The sequence below is a fragment of the Ruegeria sp. HKCCD9138 genome (assembly GCF_057220975.1).
Genome location: NZ_JBWVAZ010000001.1, coordinates 370,133 through 388,888, shown reverse-complemented (window position 1 = coordinate 388,888; position 18,756 = coordinate 370,133). Strand labels below are relative to the sequence as shown.

Annotated in this window: 15 protein-coding genes and 1 tRNA gene; 6 read left to right on the top strand and 10 right to left on the bottom strand. The window is 58.2% G+C overall.

The window, feature by feature from the left end:
* Nucleotides 1–12 precede the first annotated feature (12 nt).
* The 6 genes from nosZ to AC2TEL_RS01915 are packed head-to-tail and all read left to right on the top strand — an operon-like array spanning nt 13 to nt 6,290.
* Nucleotides 13–1,920: a TAT-dependent nitrous-oxide reductase gene (nosZ, locus tag AC2TEL_RS01940; RefSeq protein ID WP_480839322.1), complete on the top strand. Its 1,908-nt coding sequence runs from the start codon at nt 13–15 to the stop codon at nt 1,918–1,920.
* A gap of 1 nt (nt 1,921) precedes the next feature.
* On the top strand, nt 1,922–3,178 hold the full coding sequence (locus AC2TEL_RS01935) for a nitrous oxide reductase family maturation protein NosD (protein WP_480839320.1): 1,257 nt from the start codon (nt 1,922–1,924) through the stop codon (nt 3,176–3,178).
* Nucleotides 3,168–4,061, top strand: coding sequence for an ABC transporter ATP-binding protein (locus AC2TEL_RS01930; RefSeq protein ID WP_480901584.1), 894 nt, complete (start codon nt 3,168–3,170; stop codon nt 4,059–4,061). Before AC2TEL_RS01935 ends, AC2TEL_RS01930 begins: the two co-directional genes overlap by 11 nt.
* Entirely contained in the window at nt 4,058–4,879 is an 822-nt protein-coding gene (locus tag AC2TEL_RS01925) for an ABC transporter permease (RefSeq protein ID WP_480901583.1), read from the top strand. The genes AC2TEL_RS01930 and AC2TEL_RS01925 overlap by 4 nt, the downstream gene beginning before the upstream one ends.
* A complete protein-coding gene (locus AC2TEL_RS01920) occupies nt 4,876–5,391 on the top strand; it encodes a nitrous oxide reductase accessory protein NosL (protein ID WP_480901582.1) in 516 nt (171 codons plus the stop codon). The genes AC2TEL_RS01925 and AC2TEL_RS01920 overlap by 4 nt, the downstream gene beginning before the upstream one ends.
* Nucleotides 5,388–6,290 (top strand): FAD:protein FMN transferase, encoded by a 903-nt coding sequence (locus AC2TEL_RS01915; protein ID WP_480901581.1) that lies wholly within the window; start codon nt 5,388–5,390, stop codon nt 6,288–6,290. Before AC2TEL_RS01920 ends, AC2TEL_RS01915 begins: the two co-directional genes overlap by 4 nt.
* 314 nt (nt 6,291–6,604) lie before the next feature.
* Here AC2TEL_RS01915 and AC2TEL_RS01910 read toward each other — a convergent pair.
* The 10 genes from AC2TEL_RS01910 to pyrH form a co-directional block, all read right to left on the bottom strand.
* Nucleotides 6,605–6,694, bottom strand: a tRNA-Ser gene (locus AC2TEL_RS01910).
* Between the two features lie 165 nt (nt 6,695–6,859).
* On the bottom strand, nt 6,860–9,298 hold the full coding sequence (locus tag AC2TEL_RS01905) for a DUF3772 domain-containing protein (RefSeq protein WP_480901580.1): 2,439 nt from the start codon (nt 9,296–9,298) through the stop codon (nt 6,860–6,862).
* On the bottom strand, nt 9,298–10,332 hold the full coding sequence (locus AC2TEL_RS01900; RefSeq protein ID WP_480839308.1) for a cysteine synthase A: 1,035 nt from the start codon (nt 10,330–10,332) through the stop codon (nt 9,298–9,300). The genes AC2TEL_RS01905 and AC2TEL_RS01900 overlap by 1 nt, the downstream gene beginning before the upstream one ends.
* Before the next feature lie 68 nt (nt 10,333–10,400).
* Nucleotides 10,401–11,516, bottom strand: a complete 1,116-nt coding sequence (locus tag AC2TEL_RS01895; protein ID WP_480901578.1) for an NUDIX domain-containing protein — start codon at nt 11,514–11,516, stop codon at nt 10,401–10,403.
* A gap of 31 nt (nt 11,517–11,547) precedes the next feature.
* A complete protein-coding gene (locus tag AC2TEL_RS01890) occupies nt 11,548–11,988 on the bottom strand; it encodes a TrgA family protein (RefSeq protein WP_480839304.1) in 441 nt (146 codons plus the stop codon).
* Between the two features lie 16 nt (nt 11,989–12,004).
* Complete coding sequence (locus AC2TEL_RS01885) at nt 12,005–13,213, bottom strand: class I SAM-dependent methyltransferase (RefSeq protein WP_480901577.1); 1,209 nt, start codon at nt 13,211–13,213, stop codon at nt 12,005–12,007.
* 69 nt (nt 13,214–13,282) lie between these two features.
* Nucleotides 13,283–14,707, bottom strand: coding sequence for a cryptochrome/photolyase family protein (locus AC2TEL_RS01880; RefSeq protein ID WP_480901576.1), 1,425 nt, complete (start codon nt 14,705–14,707; stop codon nt 13,283–13,285).
* A 47-nt stretch (nt 14,708–14,754) separates the two neighbouring features.
* A complete protein-coding gene (locus tag AC2TEL_RS01875; protein ID WP_480901575.1) occupies nt 14,755–15,981 on the bottom strand; it encodes an aminotransferase class V-fold PLP-dependent enzyme in 1,227 nt (408 codons plus the stop codon).
* A gap of 188 nt (nt 15,982–16,169) precedes the next feature.
* Nucleotides 16,170–17,756: a BCCT family transporter gene (locus AC2TEL_RS01870; protein ID WP_480839296.1), complete on the bottom strand. Its 1,587-nt coding sequence runs from the start codon at nt 17,754–17,756 to the stop codon at nt 16,170–16,172.
* Nucleotides 17,757–17,964: 208 nt separating this feature from the next.
* Complete coding sequence (pyrH, locus tag AC2TEL_RS01865; protein WP_480901574.1) at nt 17,965–18,726, bottom strand: UMP kinase; 762 nt, start codon at nt 18,724–18,726, stop codon at nt 17,965–17,967.
* Nucleotides 18,727–18,756 lie beyond the last annotated feature (30 nt).

Genomic DNA, 18,756 nt, shown 5'->3' with positions numbered 1-18,756 from the left:
GGAGGAACGATCATGTCGGAACACGATAAGAAACTGAACATCACGCGTCGCGGGATGCTGGGGGCTACTGCCACCGGCGCCGTGATTGCCGGGACCGGTCTGGGCTCGACGCTGATGACCGCGCGCGAAGCCAGCGCCGCCGCCAATGCTCATCTGGAACCCGGTGAGCTGGACGAATACTACGGCTTCTGGTCCTCGGGTCAGACGGGTGAGCTGCGCATTCTGGGCGTACCGTCCATGCGCGAGCTGATGCGCGTGCCTGTGTTTAACCGCTGCTCGGCCACCGGTTGGGGCCAGACCAACGAGTCGCTGAAAGTGCTGACCGAAGGCCTGCTGCCGGAAACCAAGGAATACCTGGCCGCAAACGGCAAGGTCACCTATGACAACGGCGACCTGCACCACCCGCACATGTCCTTCACCGATGGCACCTATGACGGCCGCTATCTGTTCATGAACGACAAGGCCAACACTCGCGTGGCCCGTGTGCGCTGCGACGTGATGAAATGCGACAAGATCATCGAGATCCCGAACGCGCATGACATCCACGGTCTGCGCCCGCAGAAATACCCGCGCACCGGCTACATCTTCGCCAATGGTGAGCACGAAGCACCGCTGGTCAATGATGGCGAAATCCTCGACGATCCGTCGCAATACGTGAACATCTTCACTGCTATCGATGGCGACACGATGGAGATCGCATGGCAGGTGATGGTGTCGGGCAACCTCGACAACACCGATTGCGACTATCAGGGCAAATACGCCTTCTCGACCTCGTACAACTCGGAAATGGGTATGAACCTGGCCGAGATGACCGAGAACGAGCTTGACCACGTTGTCGTGTTCAACCTGAAAGCCATCGAAGAGGCTGTTGCCGCCGGGAACTATCAGGAACTGAACGGTGTCAAGGTCGTGGATGGTCGCAAAGAGGCCGGCGGTAACCTGACCCGTTACATCCCGATCCCGAACTCTCCGCACGGTGTGAACGCCGCACCCGACAAGAAACACATCATGATCAACGGGAAACTGTCGCCGACCGTCTCCGTGATCGATGTGGAAAAAGTCGATGCGCTGTTTTCGGACAACGCCGATCCGCGTTCGGCCATCGTCGCCGAGCCGCAGCTGGGCCTTGGTCCGCTTCACACCGCGTTCGACGGCAAGGGCAACGCCTTTACCACCCTGTTCCTGGACAGCCAGGTGGTGAAGTGGAACATTGCCAAAGCCATCGAAGCCTATGCCGGTGCGGACGTCGATCCGATCGTCGACAAGGTGGACGTGCATTACCAGCCCGGTCACAACTCGACCTCGATGGGCGAAACTGCCGAAGCTGACGGCAAGTGGCTGATTTCGATGAACAAGTTCTCGAAAGACCGCTTCCTGAACGTGGGTCCGCTGAAGCCTGAAAACGAGCAGCTGATCGACATCTCGGGCGACAAGATGAAGGTGGTTCATGACGGACCGACCTTTGCCGAGCCGCACGACTCGATCCTTGTTCACCGCTCCAAGGTGAACCCGGTCAATGTCTGGGATCGCAACGACCCGATGTGGGAAGATGCACGCCAGCAGGCGGCTGCCGACGGTGTCGATCTGGAAGAAGGCGCCGAGGAGCCCATCCGTGACGGCAACAAGGTCCGTGTCTATATGACCTCGACCGCACCTGTCTTCAGCATGGAGAAGTTCACCGTCAAGCAGGGTGACGAGGTGACCATCTATGTCACTAACCTCGACGACGTGGACGACGTGACCCACGGGCTGTGCCTGTCGAACTTCGGCATCGCGATGGAGATTGCACCGCAGGCAACCGCCTCGGTCACGTTCATCGCCGACCGTCCGGGCGTTCACTGGTTCTATTGCCAGTGGTTCTGCCACGCGCTGCACATGGAAATGCGCGGCCGGATGTTTGTTGAGCCGCGGAGCGCATAAGATGCGTTGGTCCCTGCTCATACCGCTCCTGCTCGGCTCGCCCCTTTGGGCGGCGGATTGGGATGTGCCCAACCGGGCGGGGGCCATCAACGAGATACTGGCACAGGCGGCGGATGGGGACACCCTCCGCCTGAGCTCCGGTGTTTACACCGAACAACTGGTTCTGGACCGGCCCGTCACGATTGATGGGCTGGGACAGGCCACAATTGACGGCCAAGGCAAAGGCAGCGTCATCACAGTAACCGGGCCGGGTGTGACCGTGCGCGGGCTGACGGTGATTGGTTCCGGCTCTGACCACGACGGGATCGACAGCGGCATCCAACTGACCAAGACGGCCAAAGCGCCGGTGGTCGAGGATAACGTGCTGCTGGGCAATCTCTATGGCATCGACATCCACGGTGCCAAGGACAGTATCGTGCGCGGCAATCGGATCGAAGGACGGCAGGACCGGCGGATGAACGACCGCGGCAACGGCGTCTATGTCTGGAACGCGCCGGGTGCGGTGGTTGAAAACAACGACATCCGCTATGGCCGTGACGGGATCTTTGTGAACTCGTCCAAAAAGAACACCTTCACCGGCAACCTGTTCCGCGATCTGCGTTTCGCAGTGCACTACATGTATGCCGATGACTCGGTTGTCAGCGACAACGTCTCGATCGGCAATGATCTGGGCTATGCGGTGATGTTCACGACCAATGTGACCGTGGCCAACAATGTCTCGATCGGTGACCGCGAACATGGCGTGATGCTGAACTACGCCAATAAGAGTGTGATTTCCGGAAACGTCGTGAAGGGCGCGAAGGAAAAATGCACCTTCCTCTATAACTCGAACAAGAACGAGTTCACCGATAACTGGTTCCAGGGGTGTGGTATCGGCATCCACTTTACCGCCGGCTCCGAGCGAAACCGCATCGTCGGCAACGCTTTTGTCGGCAACCGGACGCAGGTAAAATACGTCTCGACCAAATGGGTCGAGTGGTCAGAAGACGGTCGCGGGAATTATTGGTCCGATTTCGCCGCCTATGATGTGGATGGCAACGGCATCGCCGACGCCCCATATCGACCCAACGACTCGATGGACCATGTGCTGTGGACCCAACCCTCAGCCAAATTGCTGCTCGGCTCACCTGCCGTACAGCTGGTGCGCTGGTCGCAATCGGCCTTCCCGGCGCTGCTGCCGGGGGGCGTGATGGACAGCAACCCATTGATGCAAGCCCCTGAACCCCCAGCTATGAAAAAGGTGCCTCATGACGGATAAGGCCCTAATTATCGACCATGTCAGCAAGGACCGGGGAATAACCCGCGTTCTTAACGATATCACCCTTTCTCTTGCCCCCGGCCAGCGCGTCGCGCTGTTGGGCCATAACGGCGCGGGCAAGTCGACACTGATCAAATCCATCCTCGGGCTGACGCCGATCCACGGCGGAACCATCCGGATCGGCCAAGCCACACCCGGCAGCGCGCAAGCGCGGCGGGAAACGGCGTACCTGCCCGAGGCGGTCTCGTTCCACCCGGCCCTGACCGGACGGGAACAACTGACCCTGTTCGCCCAGCTGTCCGGTGAGAAAGCCGACGTACCCGGCCTGCTGGAGCGTGTCGGCCTCAGCGACGCGCTGGACCGTCGCATCGGAGCCTATTCCAAAGGGATGCGGCAACGCTTGGGCCTGGCGCAGGTTCTTCTAGGCCAGCCGAAAGTCGCGCTGCTGGATGAGCCGACAAGCGGGTTGGACCCGATCTCGCGGCAGGATCTCTATGCCATTATCGACGAACTGGCTGCACAAGGCACTGCCGTCCTGATCGCTTCTCATGCGCTGACCGAGGTCGAGGCGCGCACCGATCGCATTGCGATAATGCGTAAGGGCCGGATGGTCGCCGACGACACGTTGAACAATCTTTCAGCCTTGGCAGGCCTGCCGATCCGCCTGCGGGTGCGGGCCAGTACCAACCCCGATGCTGTTGCCGCGGAATTGGGCGGCAACCGGATCAATGGTGCCTCAGTCGAACTGCTCTGTGCACCCGCTGAAAAGATGGAGGCCCTGCGCCGGATCGCAGGGATGGGGGACGCCGTGGCGGATGTTGAGATGACTCCGCCCAAGCTGGAAGACCTCTATCGCCATTACGCACAGGAGGATTTGCAATGACCCGCTTCCTCGCCATTACCCGCACCGAGATGCTGATCCTGCGCCGCAACCGCTGGTTGCTGGTGGCAACGCTGATCATGGTGCTGTTCGCGCTGGCCCTAACCTTTGCGGGCAGCGCGCCGACCGGCACGCTGGGCGTCGATATGCTGACTGTCTCGGTCGCGTCGATGACCACGCTGTCGGTTTATCTTGCGCCGCTCTTGGCGCTGATGATTTCCTTCGACGCAATCGCGGGCGACGTGGATCGGGGCAGCCTGTCGCTGCTGCTGTCCTACCCCGCCGGACGCGGAGAAATCCTGTTGGGTAAATTCACCGCCCACCTTGCAGCATTGGCTTTTGCCATGACCGTCGGTTTCGGAACCGCAGGCGCGGTGGCCGCCTTTTTTGGCGGCGCGGGTCCGGAAAGCCTGATGGCTCTGGCGCGCCTGATCCTAACATCCATCCTGCTGGGCGCCGTGTTTCTGGCGCTGGGCTACCTGCTGTCTGCCCTGGCAAGGGGCGCCACGGCAGCGGCAGGTCTGTCGGCCGGGCTCTGGCTGGTTTTTGTCGTCCTCTATGATCTGGGCCTGTTGGGGGCCGTCGTCATGGACAAGGGCGGCACCTTCACTCAATCCGTCTTTCCTTGGGTGATGGTAGCCAACCCGGCCGACGCATTCCGTCTTTGGAACATCGCCGCGACGGAAGGCGTGGCGATGGCGTCCGGCATGACCGGGGCTGCACAAGCCCTGCCCGCATGGGCCGCGCCCGCATCCCTGCTGATCTGGCCAGTTCTGGGATTCTTCCTCGCCCGCGCCGCATTCCGGAGGGTCGAGCCATGAAACGCCTGGTTCTGATCGCGCTGGTCGCCTTGACGGCTTGCAAAGAGGAACAGGCCGCCGCACCTGATCCAGTTGATCTGACGCCAGATGCGCTGAGCTATTTCTGTCAGATGAACATCGCCGAACACGGCGGACCCAAAGGACAAATACATCTTGAGGGCTACCCCACGCCACTGTTCTTTGCACAGGTCCGCGATATGGTGGCTTATCTCAAAAGCCCGGAACGGGACGCAAAGATTACGGCAGTGTACGTAAGCGATATGGGCGTTGCGCCAAACTGGCGTCAGCCCGGTATTTCCAACTGGATTGCGGCGGATGACGCCACCTTTGTGGTCGGTGCAAACGTCGCCGGCGGTATGGGTGCGCGAGAGGTCGTGCCCTTTGCCGACCCTGCGGAAGCCGACGCGTTTATCGGCCAATACGGAGGCTCCCCTTTGCCTCTGACTGACATTCCGGATACCGAAGTTCTGGGGCCCGTCGATCTGGATCTGAAATTGGAGACGCCAGCATGACCCACCTGTCCCGCCGCCGGTTTCTGACCATCTCGGCAGCCTGTGCTGCTCTTCCGTCAGGCGCAATGGCCGCACCTGTTGCAAGTTGGCGCGGCACGGCGCTGGGGGCGCCGGCCAGCCTGAGGCTGGAAGGTTTGACCAACGCGCAAGCTGCCCCGATTTTTGCGGCCGTCGAAGCGGAAGTGACCCGGTTGGAAAACATCTTCAGCCTTTACCGGCCCGCTTCAGAGTTAAGTCGCCTGAACCGAAACGGCATCTTGGCCGCCCCTGCCCCCGAGTTGCTGAATGTGCTTAGCCTGTGCTCGGCTCTGCACGAGGCAACGAATGGCGCGTTCGACCCCAGCATCCAGCCCCTTTGGGTTGCACTGGCAACCGGTGCCGACAGAACCGCGGTCCAGTCCGCTCGCAACAATGTGGGTTGGGAAAAGGTCTCCGTCCGAACGGACGCTATCCAATTGCCGCGACCGGGTCAGTCGGCCCTGACCCTTAACGGGATTGCTCAGGGCGCGATAACGGACCGAATTGCGGCATTGCTTGCCTCATACGAACTGCGTGATGTCTTGGTAGATTTGGGAGAAATCGTTGCCAACGGTCAGCGCAGCGATGGGCAACACTGGCGTGTAGGCGTGACTGGCCCTGAAGGCTCGGTCCTGAGGCGTATCTCGCTTCGGGACAGGGCCATAGCAACCTCGGATGCGCACAGCCTTATGTTGACGGACCAGTCCGGACATATCCTTCATCCGAAGGGGCACCCGCTGCACAACCAGCTTCTATCTGTCTCGGCACCGACCGCTGCGCTTGCAGACGGTCTTTCGACCGCCCTTTGCATGCTGCCGGAAGCGCAACAGGTATCGGCCCTTCGAAAATTCGAAGGAGCCGATATTGAGTTGCGCATCTGATCCCTGAAGACGCCAATACAAGAGGAATTTCGACTGATCTGGTGACGTCTGATGCAGCAATCTTGATTACTGCAGAAACACGGCAACGCCCAGCGGAACCTGTTATGAAACGAGGTGCTCACTTCATAACTGAGCACTCTGTTCTCAGCTTTGCGACAGATATGGTGATTTTCCGGTTCCGACGCCGGGACGCTTGTTGTTCAAGGGACATTCAGCTCCGGCGACCCGAATACGACAACCTGCAATACTAGTTTGCGCGACGCAGCGCGCCTACGATTTCTAAGCAAAGGGAAACGAGGGTCATCCAGCTTGTATGGCGGAGAGACAGGGATTCGAACCCTGGAGACGGTTTCCCGCCTACACACTTTCCAGGCGTGCGCCTTCGACCACTCGGCCACCTCTCCGTGCCGGGGATATTTGGACCAATGAAACCGGATTTGCAAGGCCCGATTGCAATGAAATGAAACGCCTTTGGCAAAAACCCGGAAAGCGGATTTCGCAGCTGTTTGTCAGCCATTCATGTGGCTTCCGACAAGACGCCCGACACAACACCGATTTGCTTTGCCGGATCAAATTTCGTCGCCGTCACTTGCATCTAGATCTGCTTCGGTCAGATCAACGGGCTTCGATTGGGTTGTGGTTTCGCGACGATCTGGCGCCGATTGAACCGGGGGTTCTGCCGCCTCCTCCGAGTTGCGCAGCACTTCGGCATTTCGTAACCAGATATCGCGTTGGGCGAATGGAATCTCGATACCTTCCTCGACGAACCGTCGGTTGATCTCGTGGTTCATGTCCGACTTTGTACTCAGCACCCAATTCACATCGCGCAGGATGGCTCTGATTTCAAAATCCAGTGAATCCGCGCCAAAACCCTGAAACACGACACTGGGTGCGGGATTGGCCAACACCATGGGATGGGCATTCGCGATCTCACTCAGAATGGTTTCGACCTTGCGCGTGTCGGTGCCGTAGGCCACCCCGACCGGAACGATCACCCGCCCGATTGTGTTGCCGCGGGTATAGTTCGTGACCACACCGCTGATCAGGTCGGAATTCGGTACAATCACGTCTGTCCGGTCAAATGTCTCGATCCGCGTGGACCGAACCGAGATATCGCGGACATAACCCATCATTCCATTGACATCTATCCAGTCACCTTTGGAAATCGGGCGCTCGACCAGCAGGATGATGCCGGAAACAAAGTTCGAAACGATGGTCTGCAATCCAAAGCCGATACCGACGGACAAAGCGCCCGCAACTATCGCCAGCGAAGAAAGATCAAACCCGGCCACCATGATGGCGGCAAGGGCGGCCAGAAAAATTCCGACATAGCCGGTACCCGCAACGATGGCGTTCTGGCCTCCGGGATCAATGCTGGTCTTCGGGAGGAGAGAGTTGCGAAGTCCACCCTGCAGCAAGCGCGTCAACGTATAGCCGATGACAAAGACAGCGACGAAAACCAAGAAGTTGCTTGGAGAGATCGTCACACCACCGATGTCGAACCCCTGTAGCAAGCGCGACCAGGCTTCGAGCAGATCCGTCTCGCGCGCGCCCCAGTAAATCGCCAGGATGGGCAGCGCAACAATCGCCAGAGCGAAGCCCACCAGAACAGAAAACAGCGAATCCCAGACGGCCTCACCCTGCCCGGTAATCCACCCGTAAACCTGAGTGATGAAGCGTTGAAAGATTACCAGCGCGCCAATGAGAACAAGCGTTTTGACAGTGGGGAACACGATAGCTTCGGCTGCGTTCGTGTAGCCAAATACGGCCAGAATCGGCGACGCAATACCGAGGAAAAACAGGGCGCGCCGTAAAAACTCGACAAGCTGGCTGAAACCTGCCGCGCGTGTTGAAACGGCTTGATTGGGCTTGTCTTGCTGACTTTCGTTTGTCCGGACGTGGCGCACCCGCAGCAGCAGGAGCGCGGTAGCGACGATTATCGGGAAACTGACGACGGCGCGTGTTGCATTCGAGATGTTTTCGATCTGCTCGAACAGGATAGCCAACTCGTGCAGGATCAGCATCACCGCCAGAAAGTCGATATATACGCGCAGCTCTTTAATTTTAGAGGCGGACAGGCGCTTGAAGCCCTGGGACTCACCGATGAGGTAAACCTGACGGCCGATCCAGTCGTAAAAAATGACGATAGCGGCCCAGTATGGAACTTTCTCCAAAAGCAAAGTGCCGCGAAGCCCCAGAACCCCGGTGAGGCTAATTGCAACAACCGCTGCCAATACACCCAACCACGGCAGGATGATCCGAAACAGAGAGATCACGAAGGTCCAGACACCGGTGCCAGAGCCACCCAAGCGACGAAGATAGTCGCCGCCCTTTTCGGACCAATGTCTGCCAAAGATCAGCAATACAGCCGAAATGCCCAATAGAACGAATATTCCAAGACCGCGTTCGCGGAACTGTTCCCGAGCAACGTCCGTGCGAAAGTTCTCTACGGTTTCATTGACCAGGCTACGTACTGCTTCCTTCACATCCACCCATGCCGGCCCCCAATATGCAGGGTTGATCGGCGAAGGGCCTCTTTCCAACAGCTCTTTCGTCTGGCGCTGCCGAATGATCTGATCGATCTCGCTGATAAGGCCATTGGCGCGGCTATAGGCCTCTTCAGAAATGATGCGTGGGACGCGCAGGCTGTTTAACTGTTCCTCAAGGTGCTTGCGGATATTGGCGATGTCTTCCGGTTCGGTTGCATCGCCTTCGGGGGCTGGACCCAAAGCCTTGATCTGGCTTTCCAGAGTTTGAATTCGGTCCGTGTTCGCCCCGCGAGCTCTGTTGAAGTCTTCGCGGTAAACATTTATTTCCGAACGTAAATTTTCCAAAGCGGCATTCGAGGCCCGATTGGCCTCGATCACGCTTTCGGCACGGTCCGCTGTGCTGATCCATCCCTTGTAGTATTCACTTTGCCGATCCGTCAGTTGGGCAAAGGCCACTCCACCCAGCCCGAACAGGCAAAATGTCAGCAGGATCAGGAACAGGCGGACCTGTCGCAACATCACACGTCCTCGAACACGCCGGGGATGCTGCGGGGGGCTTCCGTCATCCAGTCGGGCACCGGAAGCTCTTTTTCACGCAGGAATTCCGGGTTGAACAGCTTGGACTGGTAGCGGGTGCCATAATCGCAAAGGATCGTCACGATCGTATGGCCCGGCCCCAGATCCTTGGCCAGACGCACCGCGCCAGCCATATTGATCGCAGTCGATCCGCCCATGACCAGCCCTTCTTCGCGCAGCAGGTCAAAGATGTAGGGCAGCGCCTCGTTATCGGTCATCTGGTACGAGAAATCCGGTTTGAACCCTTCCAGGTTTTTGGTGATCCTGACCTGGCCGATGCCTTCGGCGATCGAGCTGCCTTCCATCGCGATCTCACCGGTGGTGTAATAAGAATAAAGACCAGCGCCCATTGGATCGACCAGCGCGATCTTGACGCCCTTGGGCTGCAGAGCGTCGGCCACACCGGCCAGCGTGCCGCCGGACCCGACCGCGCTGACAAAACCGTCGACCTTACCGCCCGTCTGCTCCCAGATTTCAGGGCCTGTGGTTTCCACATGCGACTGACGGTTGGCGACATTGTCGAACTGGTTCGCCCAGATGGCGCCGTTGGGTTCGGTCTGGGCCAACTCCTCGGCCAGACGCCGGGAATAATGCACAAAGTTGTTGGGGTTGCGATACGGTGCGGCAGGCACCTGCACCAGCTGAGCGCCAGCCAGCCGCAGCATGTCTTTCTTTTCTTCCGACTGGGTTTCCGGGATAACGATCACCGTCTTGAACCCCATCGACGCGCCGACCAGCGCCAGGCCGATGCCAGTATTACCTGCCGTGCCTTCGACAATAGTGCCGCCCGGTTTCAGATCGCCGCGCGCGACGGCGTCGCGGATGATGTACAGTGCCGCGCGGTCCTTGACGGACTGGCCCGGATTCATGAATTCGGCCTTACCAAGTATCTCGCACCCGGTTTCCTCGCTGATGCGGCGCAGTCGGATCAGGGGTGTTTTGCCAACTGCGTCGGCCAGGTCTCGTGCAATGCGCATGGCGCCCTCTTGTCGTTTGGTATCATGGAAGATTTACAGCCGCGATTGCGCGACCACAAGCGGGATAGTCAGGCGCGCAGGCGCTGTCGGTTGCGGTCCAACCAATTCGCTAGCGTCAGCAATGGCAAGTCCTTGAAAACATGACGGTCTACCATGTCCATAAATTCCGCAAAGGGCAGGATCTGGCTGCGGATATCCTCGCCTTCCGTGTCCAGACCGCCCGTGTTGGTGGTTTCAGTCAAATCGCCCAATCCGACATAGAGGTAAAGATAACCTGTGGAAGACCCGCTGGAATTGTAGGCCCCTCCTACATGTTCAAGCGCGTTCAGGCTGACGCCAGCCTCTTCCATCACCTCACGATGCACGGTCTGTTCGGGCAATTCTCCGGGGTCGATCATCCCGGCAATCGCTTCCCACATCCATGGTTCCGGATCGTCGATCAAAAAGACCGGAGGTCGGAATTGTTCAACAATCAAAACCGTGTCACGCACCGGATCGTAGGGCAGAACTGCGATCGCGCTGCCTTGCATCAAGCTTCCACGATGAAGTACCGGCCCCATTGATCCGTCATATTGCCGATGCTGAAGGTCGATTTCCTCCATACCGAAGTAATTGACGTAGGCCCTTGCGTGGCGATGCACGATCACGTCTTCACTGATTTCCCGCGGATCATCCGTTCTGCGTTTCCGCGCCATAAGCTTGGACCAGGCGCGGGTCTGAATTGCCCGTGTACTGCGCGTCAGGGATTGAGGGTCAATGCGACCGAAATACGCCATCTCCTCTTCGGCAGCCAATGAGATTATCGCACCCCAACGCTCGGCCCAGTCGGACAAAGACCATTGGGCACCTGGCTGCCATTTTCCCGGCTCAGGGAAAAATACCAACGCCTGGGCCGTTGTCCCGTTTGCCAGACTGACCTTTTGATCCTGAAGGCCATAGTCAAATCCGCCCTCGTAAAAAGCCAGACGATCCAGATCGTCGGTTGAGAGATCCTGCACCAGAATTCCTTCGGCTGTGCCACCCGGCTCGGGCAGGATCATCGGGAAGATCTGATCGCGCACCGAGCGAACTGAATGGTCGGCCAGTGTTGCATTAGAAACCGGCAGCGCGTCCGCGCCACGACCAAGCACGCGTTCCAGCAAGGGAACATGTCGCAATGTTCCGTAAAAAAACAGATCGGGCAAAGCTTTGGGCCTCGTTTTTTGGAATGTGGGTTTATCGCCAGCGGCGCCACGCTTCTTCGGTCATCAACCCGGCGACAAGCGCGCCAACGGCAAGTGTCCAGAGAATTTCCGGCGCCAGCAACTGCTGGCCAAATCCTACGCCGAGTTTGAAGATGGCAAGAATAGCCTCGAACGGGCCGTCAAACCGGTTACGCATGGCCATTCGGAACATCTCATACGTGCCCTGAACGAACAGGCCCCAGAACACCAGCGCGGCAATCCCCGTCAGCCCGTTGTTGATGGCAGCCGTCCAGCCCCGGCCCGCCCTTTTGCCCATCACGACCCAACCGCAGGCAAGACCCAGCCCCATGTTCACAAAGGTGAAATAGCCGTAATCCTTGCCCGGCTCGCCATTGTCGATGACCATGCCGGACACGATGAACCCCACCACCATCAGGCAAACAGAGGCAACAAGGCGTGTGGCAGTAGGCATGCGTGAATTCCGTTCTTCAACTCGGTTTTGCTATTGTGATCTGTGTCACATCGCAATTGCCCGTGTCAAAGGCTGCGCCACAAGCGGTCAAATAATAATTCCACATGCGGCGAAAACGCTCATCAAAGCCCAATTCGGCAATCTGGTCCCACCTGTCATTAAAGGTGTCGTACCAGCGGCTGAGGGTCAGGTCATAGCTTTTGCCGAATTCCTTTGATCGTACGATATTCAGACCGGCTTGAGTAATATGCTCTTTCAGGACCGTGGGGGCCGGTAACATCCCGCCCGGGAAGATATATTTCTGAATGAAATCAACACCGTTCTTGTAGACGTCCCAACGGCGATCAGCGACGGTAATGATCTGCAACGTCGCCTGCGCTCCGGGCTTCAACCGGTCACGTACCGTTTCGAAATAGGCAGGCCAGTATTTCTGACCGACTGCTTCAAACATCTCGATCGAGGCGATGCCGTCATATTGGCCCCGTTCATCCCGATAGTCCTGAAGCTTGAACTCGACATGACTAGATAATCCTGCTTTTTCAATACGTTCCTGCGCGAACCTCAACTGCTCTCTGCTGATGGTTAACCCAGTAACACGCAATCCGCGTTCCTTGGCGGCGTATTCCGCGAAGCCACCCCAACCGCAACCGATTTCCAGAACGTGGTCGCCGGGCTTGGCCCCCATCTCATCGATCAGGCTGGCGTATTTCGCTGTCTGAGCGTTTTCCAGGCTTTCCTGCCCCGTATCAAAGATGGCGCTGGAATAGGTCATGGTGTCATCCAGCCACAGCCCATAGAACTCGTTGCCCAGATCATAATGGTACGAGATGTTCTTTTTCGCCTGGGTCCGGCTGTTACGATGCAGCCAAAAGCGCAGCCGCTCATAAGCCCGCACCAGAAAGCGCCCGGTAAAGTCGTCGTAGACCGCGTCCGTGCCGCGATGAACGAGATCCATGAAAGCCCGCAGATCCGGAGTGCTCCATTCGCCTTCAAGATATGCGTCCGAAAAGCCCAGCTCGCCCTCGCGGATCAATCGGGCGAACACTTCGGGGTCGTGAATGTCTACACGTGCCACCGGTCCCGGACTGCCCGTTTCAATCCTGAAGACCCGGCCATCCGGCAAAGCGATATCCAAACGCCCCGCATCCATACGGGTCAGCATTTTGTACACTTGTGCGAAATATCTGGGCAGGTCGTCTTGCCCGTCCGTGGTTGTCAGAACCATCCGCTCTCCCCTTTGCGGCTCGGTGATAAGGCTAAGACGGGATTTTGTTTCTGGCAAGTTTTCAGTTCCTTACTGGTATTTCGTGCTCTGATAGAAGCTCAGAGCGCGCTGCCGGCCTTCTGCCAGATCGACCACCGGCTGGGGGTATTCATCCGTGTGTCTCATTCCCCATGACCGCGGAACAGCGTCGAAATACGCCAGGGCAGTATCCGGCGGATTTTTCTGACCTTCAGCAATCCAGCGCCGCAGGTAGGTGGATTGCGGATCGAACTTTACTCTTTGAGCCTCGGGGTTGAATATCCGAAAGAACGGGGCTGCATCAGGCCCGGACCCGGCGACCCACTGCCAACCCATCGCATTCGCCGCCGGATCCCAGTCAATCAGGCATTCGGCGAACCAGTCCATTCCGATCCGCCAATGCGTCATCAGATGCTTGGTCAGATAGCTGGCCACAACCATGCGCGCACGGTTGTGCATACGTCCGGTCACGTACATCTGGCGCAACCCTGCATCGACCAGCGGCACGCCGGTCCTCGCTTGGCGCCATGCCTTCGCTTCGGGCGTATCGGGATCGGTCTGCCACGGAAAACTGTCCCAATCCTGTTTCCAGTTGTCCGAAAGGATGTGAGGCCAGTTGTACATCAGGTGATAAGCGAATTCGCGCCAGACAAGCTGGCGCAAATACGCTTCGGCACCGGTCGCGCCCAGATTGGCGGCGATCTGAACCCTGTGCCAGACCGTTCGCGGCCCGATTTCACCCAGGGACAAATACTCCGAAAGGCTCGAAGTCCCCTCGACATCCAAACGGTCCCTTCGGTCGGGATAGCCATCTATGCGTTCCAGAAAGTGTTCTAGTTGATCCTGCGCCGCCCCCTCTCCGGCGCGAACAGACGGGCGGACCACCAAACCGCCGCGCTGCATGCCACGGCCCAGAGCCCAGGATTGGAGTGTGTCGGAACTCGGCCAGTGAGACGGGACCATTAGCTTGGCCGGCGATGGTGATGGCGATGGAATGCTCAGGTGCCTGACGGCGCGCCACATGGGCGTGAAAACGCGAAAGGGCTGTCCGGCCTTGGTCGCAACCTCCCACGGTTCAAACAGCAGATGACCGGCAAATGACTTGGCCTGAATACCTTGCTCGGTCAGCGCCGATTTGACTCGCCGATCCCTCTGGATCGACATCGGATCGTACGCGCGGGACCAAAAGACAGCGCGTGCTCCGGATTCCGCAATCAGGTCTCGCAACACGGTAAGCGGATCACCACGACGAAGGATCAGGCGACTGCCAAGATGCTCCAGTGTTTTACCGAAGGCTTCCAGCCCCAGCCCAAGCCGCCATTTCGGTGCGCTGCCCAGATTTTGCGCCAGATCGTCCAGAATAAAAACCGGTAGCACCGGACGGCCAGAGCGAACGGCCGCGTCCAATGTCGGATGATCACACAGGCGAAAATCGCGCCTGAACCACAATATGATCGGAGATTGACAGACTGCCATTGTGCCCCGCCGCTTTTAGAAAGTTACGAGGCAAAGCGAAAACCGGATCACAAAACGTGATCAAGTGCCTCTAACAACTGATCGATTTCCTGTTGGGAGGTATAGTGCGTGAAACTGAGCCGCAGGACCCCCTGTTCCGGATCCACCCCCATGGCGTGCAACGGGCGAACGGCATAGAAATCCCCGCCACCGGCCATGATACCGAATTTGGCCAGTTCGGCCGCCACGGGCTCGGCGGGTCCGGTCAGGGCCAACGCGACCGTCGGCGCACGCTTGGCAGCATCCGAAGGCCCAATAAGACGAACTGCATTTCGGTCTTTGACCGCGTCCAAAAGCGGTTGCAACAAGGCCATTTCCTGCTTTCGCATCAGATCGTGGACAAAGGTTCCACGCGCAGCGGCGCCGTCCTCGGGGCCGCCGTGATGGTCATTCAACAGCTCGACATAGTCTGCCATCCCTGCGCAGGCCGCGATTTGCGCATGATCAGGACCGGCGGGTGTGAAACGTTTATACAAAACGTTCGCGTTGAAATAATGAGCCTGATTGGGCAGCATCTCCCCCAAAGCGCGACGGATGACCATACATCCCTGATGCGGGCCATAGGTTTTGTAAGCTGAGAACAGGTAAATATCAGGTCCAAGATCGCCGACATTTGGAAATCCGTGCGGCGCATAAGACACGCCATCAACGCATACAAACGCACCGGCCGCATGGGCAATCGCCGTGATCTCGGTCACCGGATTGATTTCCGCCACGACGTTCGAGCAATGCGGGAAGCACACCAGACGAACCCGTTCATCAAGCAGGTTCTCAAGATCTTCCGGGTTCAGGCTGCCTGTTTCTGGGTCAAGCTGCCATTCGCGAATCTCGATGCCGTCTTCAGCCAGACGCCGCCACGGACCGGAATTCGCTTCGTGGTCCTGATTTGTGACGACAATCGCATCGCCCGGCTGCATCCATTGGCGAAAGGCTTGCGCCAGCACATAGGTATTTTGCGTGGTTGACGGACCGAAGCTCAGCTCGTCGCTATCCACACCAAGAAGTGCTGCCAAACGCGCGCGCGCTTCGTCCATTTCCTGCCCGCCCAATCGGCTTGCCTCGTAAGGTGCGTAAGGCTGCACTTTGCGTTGCGTGTAGAATCGGGAGAACCTGTCGAGGACCGGTTTACAAGTATATGATCCGCCAGCGTTTTCGAAAAACGCCTGCCCTTGCAGGCTGGGTTCGGAAAAAGCGGGAAACTGCGCCCGTACAAAATCAATATCCAGACTGCTCATCGCACCGATCTCCTTGCATTTTCCGGGCGTTTTCTTGCCGGCAGTAAGCAGCGCTGATCCCTCAGCGTCAAGCCGGATCGATAAGGTGCCGTTTGTCAAAAGCAGGTCGCTGTTTTGAGGTCCCTGACACGATGACAAAAAAGGCCCCGGGCATTACCCGGAGCCTTTCGCGTCTATTTCAGGGTCTGTCAGCGCCGACGTCGTTCATTGGCAAGCCCGATGAACAGAGACACACACATGAGCAACAGGACGATTGCAAACGGGAAGCCCGTTGCAATGGCGGCCGCCTGCAGCGCGCCAAGACCACCGCCAAGCAGCAACACTACGGCGATCGCACCTTCCAGAATGCACCAGAAGACCCGCTGCGCCGTCGGTGCGTCGGTCTTGCCACCGGCCGTGATCGTGTCGATGACCAGCGAGCCGGAATCCGAGCTGGTAACAAAGAACACGACGACCAGAATAATGCCGACAAAGGACAACAGCGACGTCATCGGGAATTGCTCGAACATTGCGAACATTTTCAGCTCCAGCGCGGCATCCGACAAGGTCTGACCCGACCCGGACATGACCTGATCCAACGCGGCGCCACCAAAGACGCTCATCCACAGCGCCCCGACGACGGTCGGGATCAGGATGACGCAGGTCACGAATTCGCGAACAGTCCGGCCGCGCGAGATGCGGGCGATGAACATGCCGACAAAAGGTGACCAGGAAATCCACCAGGCCCAGTAGAACGTGGTCCAGCCTTGCAGAAAGTTTGTGTCTTCACGGCCTATCCAGTTCGACAGCGCAGGCAGTGCGACGACATATTCGATCATGCTGTCGACGAATCCCGTCAGGATTGCCAGCGTCGGGCCAACAATCAGAACCAACAGCAGCAGAGCGGCCGCAAGGATCATGTTCGCCTCGGATAGGCGCTTAACACCTTTGTCCAGACCTGCCACGACCGAAACCAGAGCGAAGACCGTGATCAGACCGATCAACAGGACCTTCATGCCGTCCGAAATCGGCACGCCAAACAGGTAGTTCAGACCAGCCAGCGCCTGTGTCGCCCCCAGCCCCAGCGAAGTTGCAAGACCGAAGATGGTCGCAAAAACCGCCAGGACGTCAACGATATGCCCCAGAGGGCCCCAGGTTGCCTCGCCAAAAATCGGGTAGAACACTGACCGCATGGTCAGCGGCAGACCGCGGTTGAAACTGAAGAACGCCAGAGCCAGCGCAACCACCGCATAAACCGCCCAGGGATGCATGCCCCAATGGAAAATGGTGGCGGCCATCGCCAGCTTTCGGGATGCTTCCGGGTCTTCAAGCCCGGCGCCCAACGGGGCCCAGTCGGTGCGCACACCGTCTTCGCCCACGGCAACACCGCCCAGCGATGAACCGTAGTGCGAAATCGGTTCCGCCACGCCCCAGAAGACCAGACCGATCCCCATACCCGCGGCAAACAGCATCGAGAACCAGCCCGCGTAGCTGTAGTCGGGCTTGGCGTCATCGCCACCAAGACGGATCGAGCCATATGGCGTGACGATCAGCAGAAGCGAAAACACCACAAAGATGTTTGCGGCGATCATGAATACCCAGTCGAAATTGCTGGTGAGTGCCGGGCGGAGCCAACCAAAGAATTCGGTCGCCTGCTCGCGAAAGACGAGCGAGAAGAAGACGAACGCAATGATGGTTAGCCCGGAAACGGCGAAGACCGGATTGTGGACATCCAGACCCATGATCTGAACATTGTCCTGACCGACCTCGTAGTCGGGTTCCAAGTTTTCGGACATTATTTCCCTCCTAAATGTCGTGGGCCAGTCATCGGGGAATGACGGCAAACTCGGCACTGAGGATGAGACTGTCCGGTCGCTGAAAACGACATTTTGGGATTTTTTGATCCAAAAACGACCCACAAAAAACGACACGACGGCACCGTTTTTGCGACGCCGTCTGGTTATTCGCGGGTTGGCACGCGTAGGAATTTGGCCTCTGATTCCTTTAGCCCTGAACCTTGGTATAGGTCCCCTCACCTGCAAGAATGCCACGGAACCCGCCGGGCTCATCCAGACCAAAGACGATTAGTGGCAGGTTGTTGTCGCGCGCCAGCGCAATCGCCGAGGCGTCCATCACCCGCAGCCGTTTTGCCAAGACATCGTCATAGCTTACTGATTTGTATCGAACCGCGTCGGCATGCGTTTTCGGGTCCTTGTCATAAACGCCATCCACGCCGTTCTTGCCCATGAAGATGGCTTCACATGCCATTTCGTTTGCACGCAGTGTCGCCGCGGTATCGGTGGTGAAATATGGGTTCCCAGTGCCGGCAGCGAATATGCAAACGCGTTTTTTCTCAAGGTGGCGCACCGCGCGGCGGCGAATATAGGGCTCGCAGACCTCATCCATACGAATGGCCGAGATCACACGGGTGAAGACCCCAACCCCTTCCAGCGCGGATTGCATCGCCAGCGCGTTCATGACAGTTGCCAGCATTCCCATATAGTCAGCGGTTGTCCGTTCCATGCCCTGAGCCGAGCCTGACAGCCCGCGAAAGATATTGCCGCCTCCGATGACCATGCAAATCTCAACACCCAGATCGTGCACAGATTTGACCTCTTGCGCGATGCGCTGAACGGTCGGCGGGTGCAGCCCGAAGCCCTGATCGCCCATCAGTGCCTCGCCGGAAATCTTCAGCATTACTCGGTTGTACTTTGTTTTCAGGGTTTCAGTGGTCTCGGTTATCTCTGTCGTCGGGGAAAGGCTCATGTTGCGCTCCGGGCTGGCACGGGTTTATTT

Coding starts and splice junctions, on each gene's coding strand:
- nosZ (WP_480839322.1), top strand. CDS start 13: ATGTCGGAACACGATAAGAAACTGAACATCACGCGTCGCGGGATGCTG.
- AC2TEL_RS01935 (WP_480839320.1), top strand. CDS start 1,922: ATGCGTTGGTCCCTGCTCATACCGCTCCTGCTCGGCTCGCCCCTTTGG.
- AC2TEL_RS01930 (WP_480901584.1), top strand. CDS start 3,168: ATGACGGATAAGGCCCTAATTATCGACCATGTCAGCAAGGACCGGGGA.
- AC2TEL_RS01925 (WP_480901583.1), top strand. CDS start 4,058: ATGACCCGCTTCCTCGCCATTACCCGCACCGAGATGCTGATCCTGCGC.
- AC2TEL_RS01920 (WP_480901582.1), top strand. CDS start 4,876: ATGAAACGCCTGGTTCTGATCGCGCTGGTCGCCTTGACGGCTTGCAAA.
- AC2TEL_RS01915 (WP_480901581.1), top strand. CDS start 5,388: ATGACCCACCTGTCCCGCCGCCGGTTTCTGACCATCTCGGCAGCCTGT.
- AC2TEL_RS01905 (WP_480901580.1), bottom strand. CDS start 9,298: ATGTTGCGACAGGTCCGCCTGTTCCTGATCCTGCTGACATTTTGCCTG.
- AC2TEL_RS01900 (WP_480839308.1), bottom strand. CDS start 10,332: ATGCGCATTGCACGAGACCTGGCCGACGCAGTTGGCAAAACACCCCTG.
- AC2TEL_RS01890 (WP_480839304.1), bottom strand. CDS start 11,988: ATGCCTACTGCCACACGCCTTGTTGCCTCTGTTTGCCTGATGGTGGTG.
- AC2TEL_RS01885 (WP_480901577.1), bottom strand. CDS start 13,213: ATGGTTCTGACAACCACGGACGGGCAAGACGACCTGCCCAGATATTTC.
- AC2TEL_RS01880 (WP_480901576.1), bottom strand. CDS start 14,707: ATGGCAGTCTGTCAATCTCCGATCATATTGTGGTTCAGGCGCGATTTT.
- AC2TEL_RS01875 (WP_480901575.1), bottom strand. CDS start 15,981: ATGAGCAGTCTGGATATTGATTTTGTACGGGCGCAGTTTCCCGCTTTT.
- AC2TEL_RS01870 (WP_480839296.1), bottom strand. CDS start 17,756: ATGTCCGAAAACTTGGAACCCGACTACGAGGTCGGTCAGGACAATGTT.
- pyrH (WP_480901574.1), bottom strand. CDS start 18,726: ATGAGCCTTTCCCCGACGACAGAGATAACCGAGACCACTGAAACCCTG.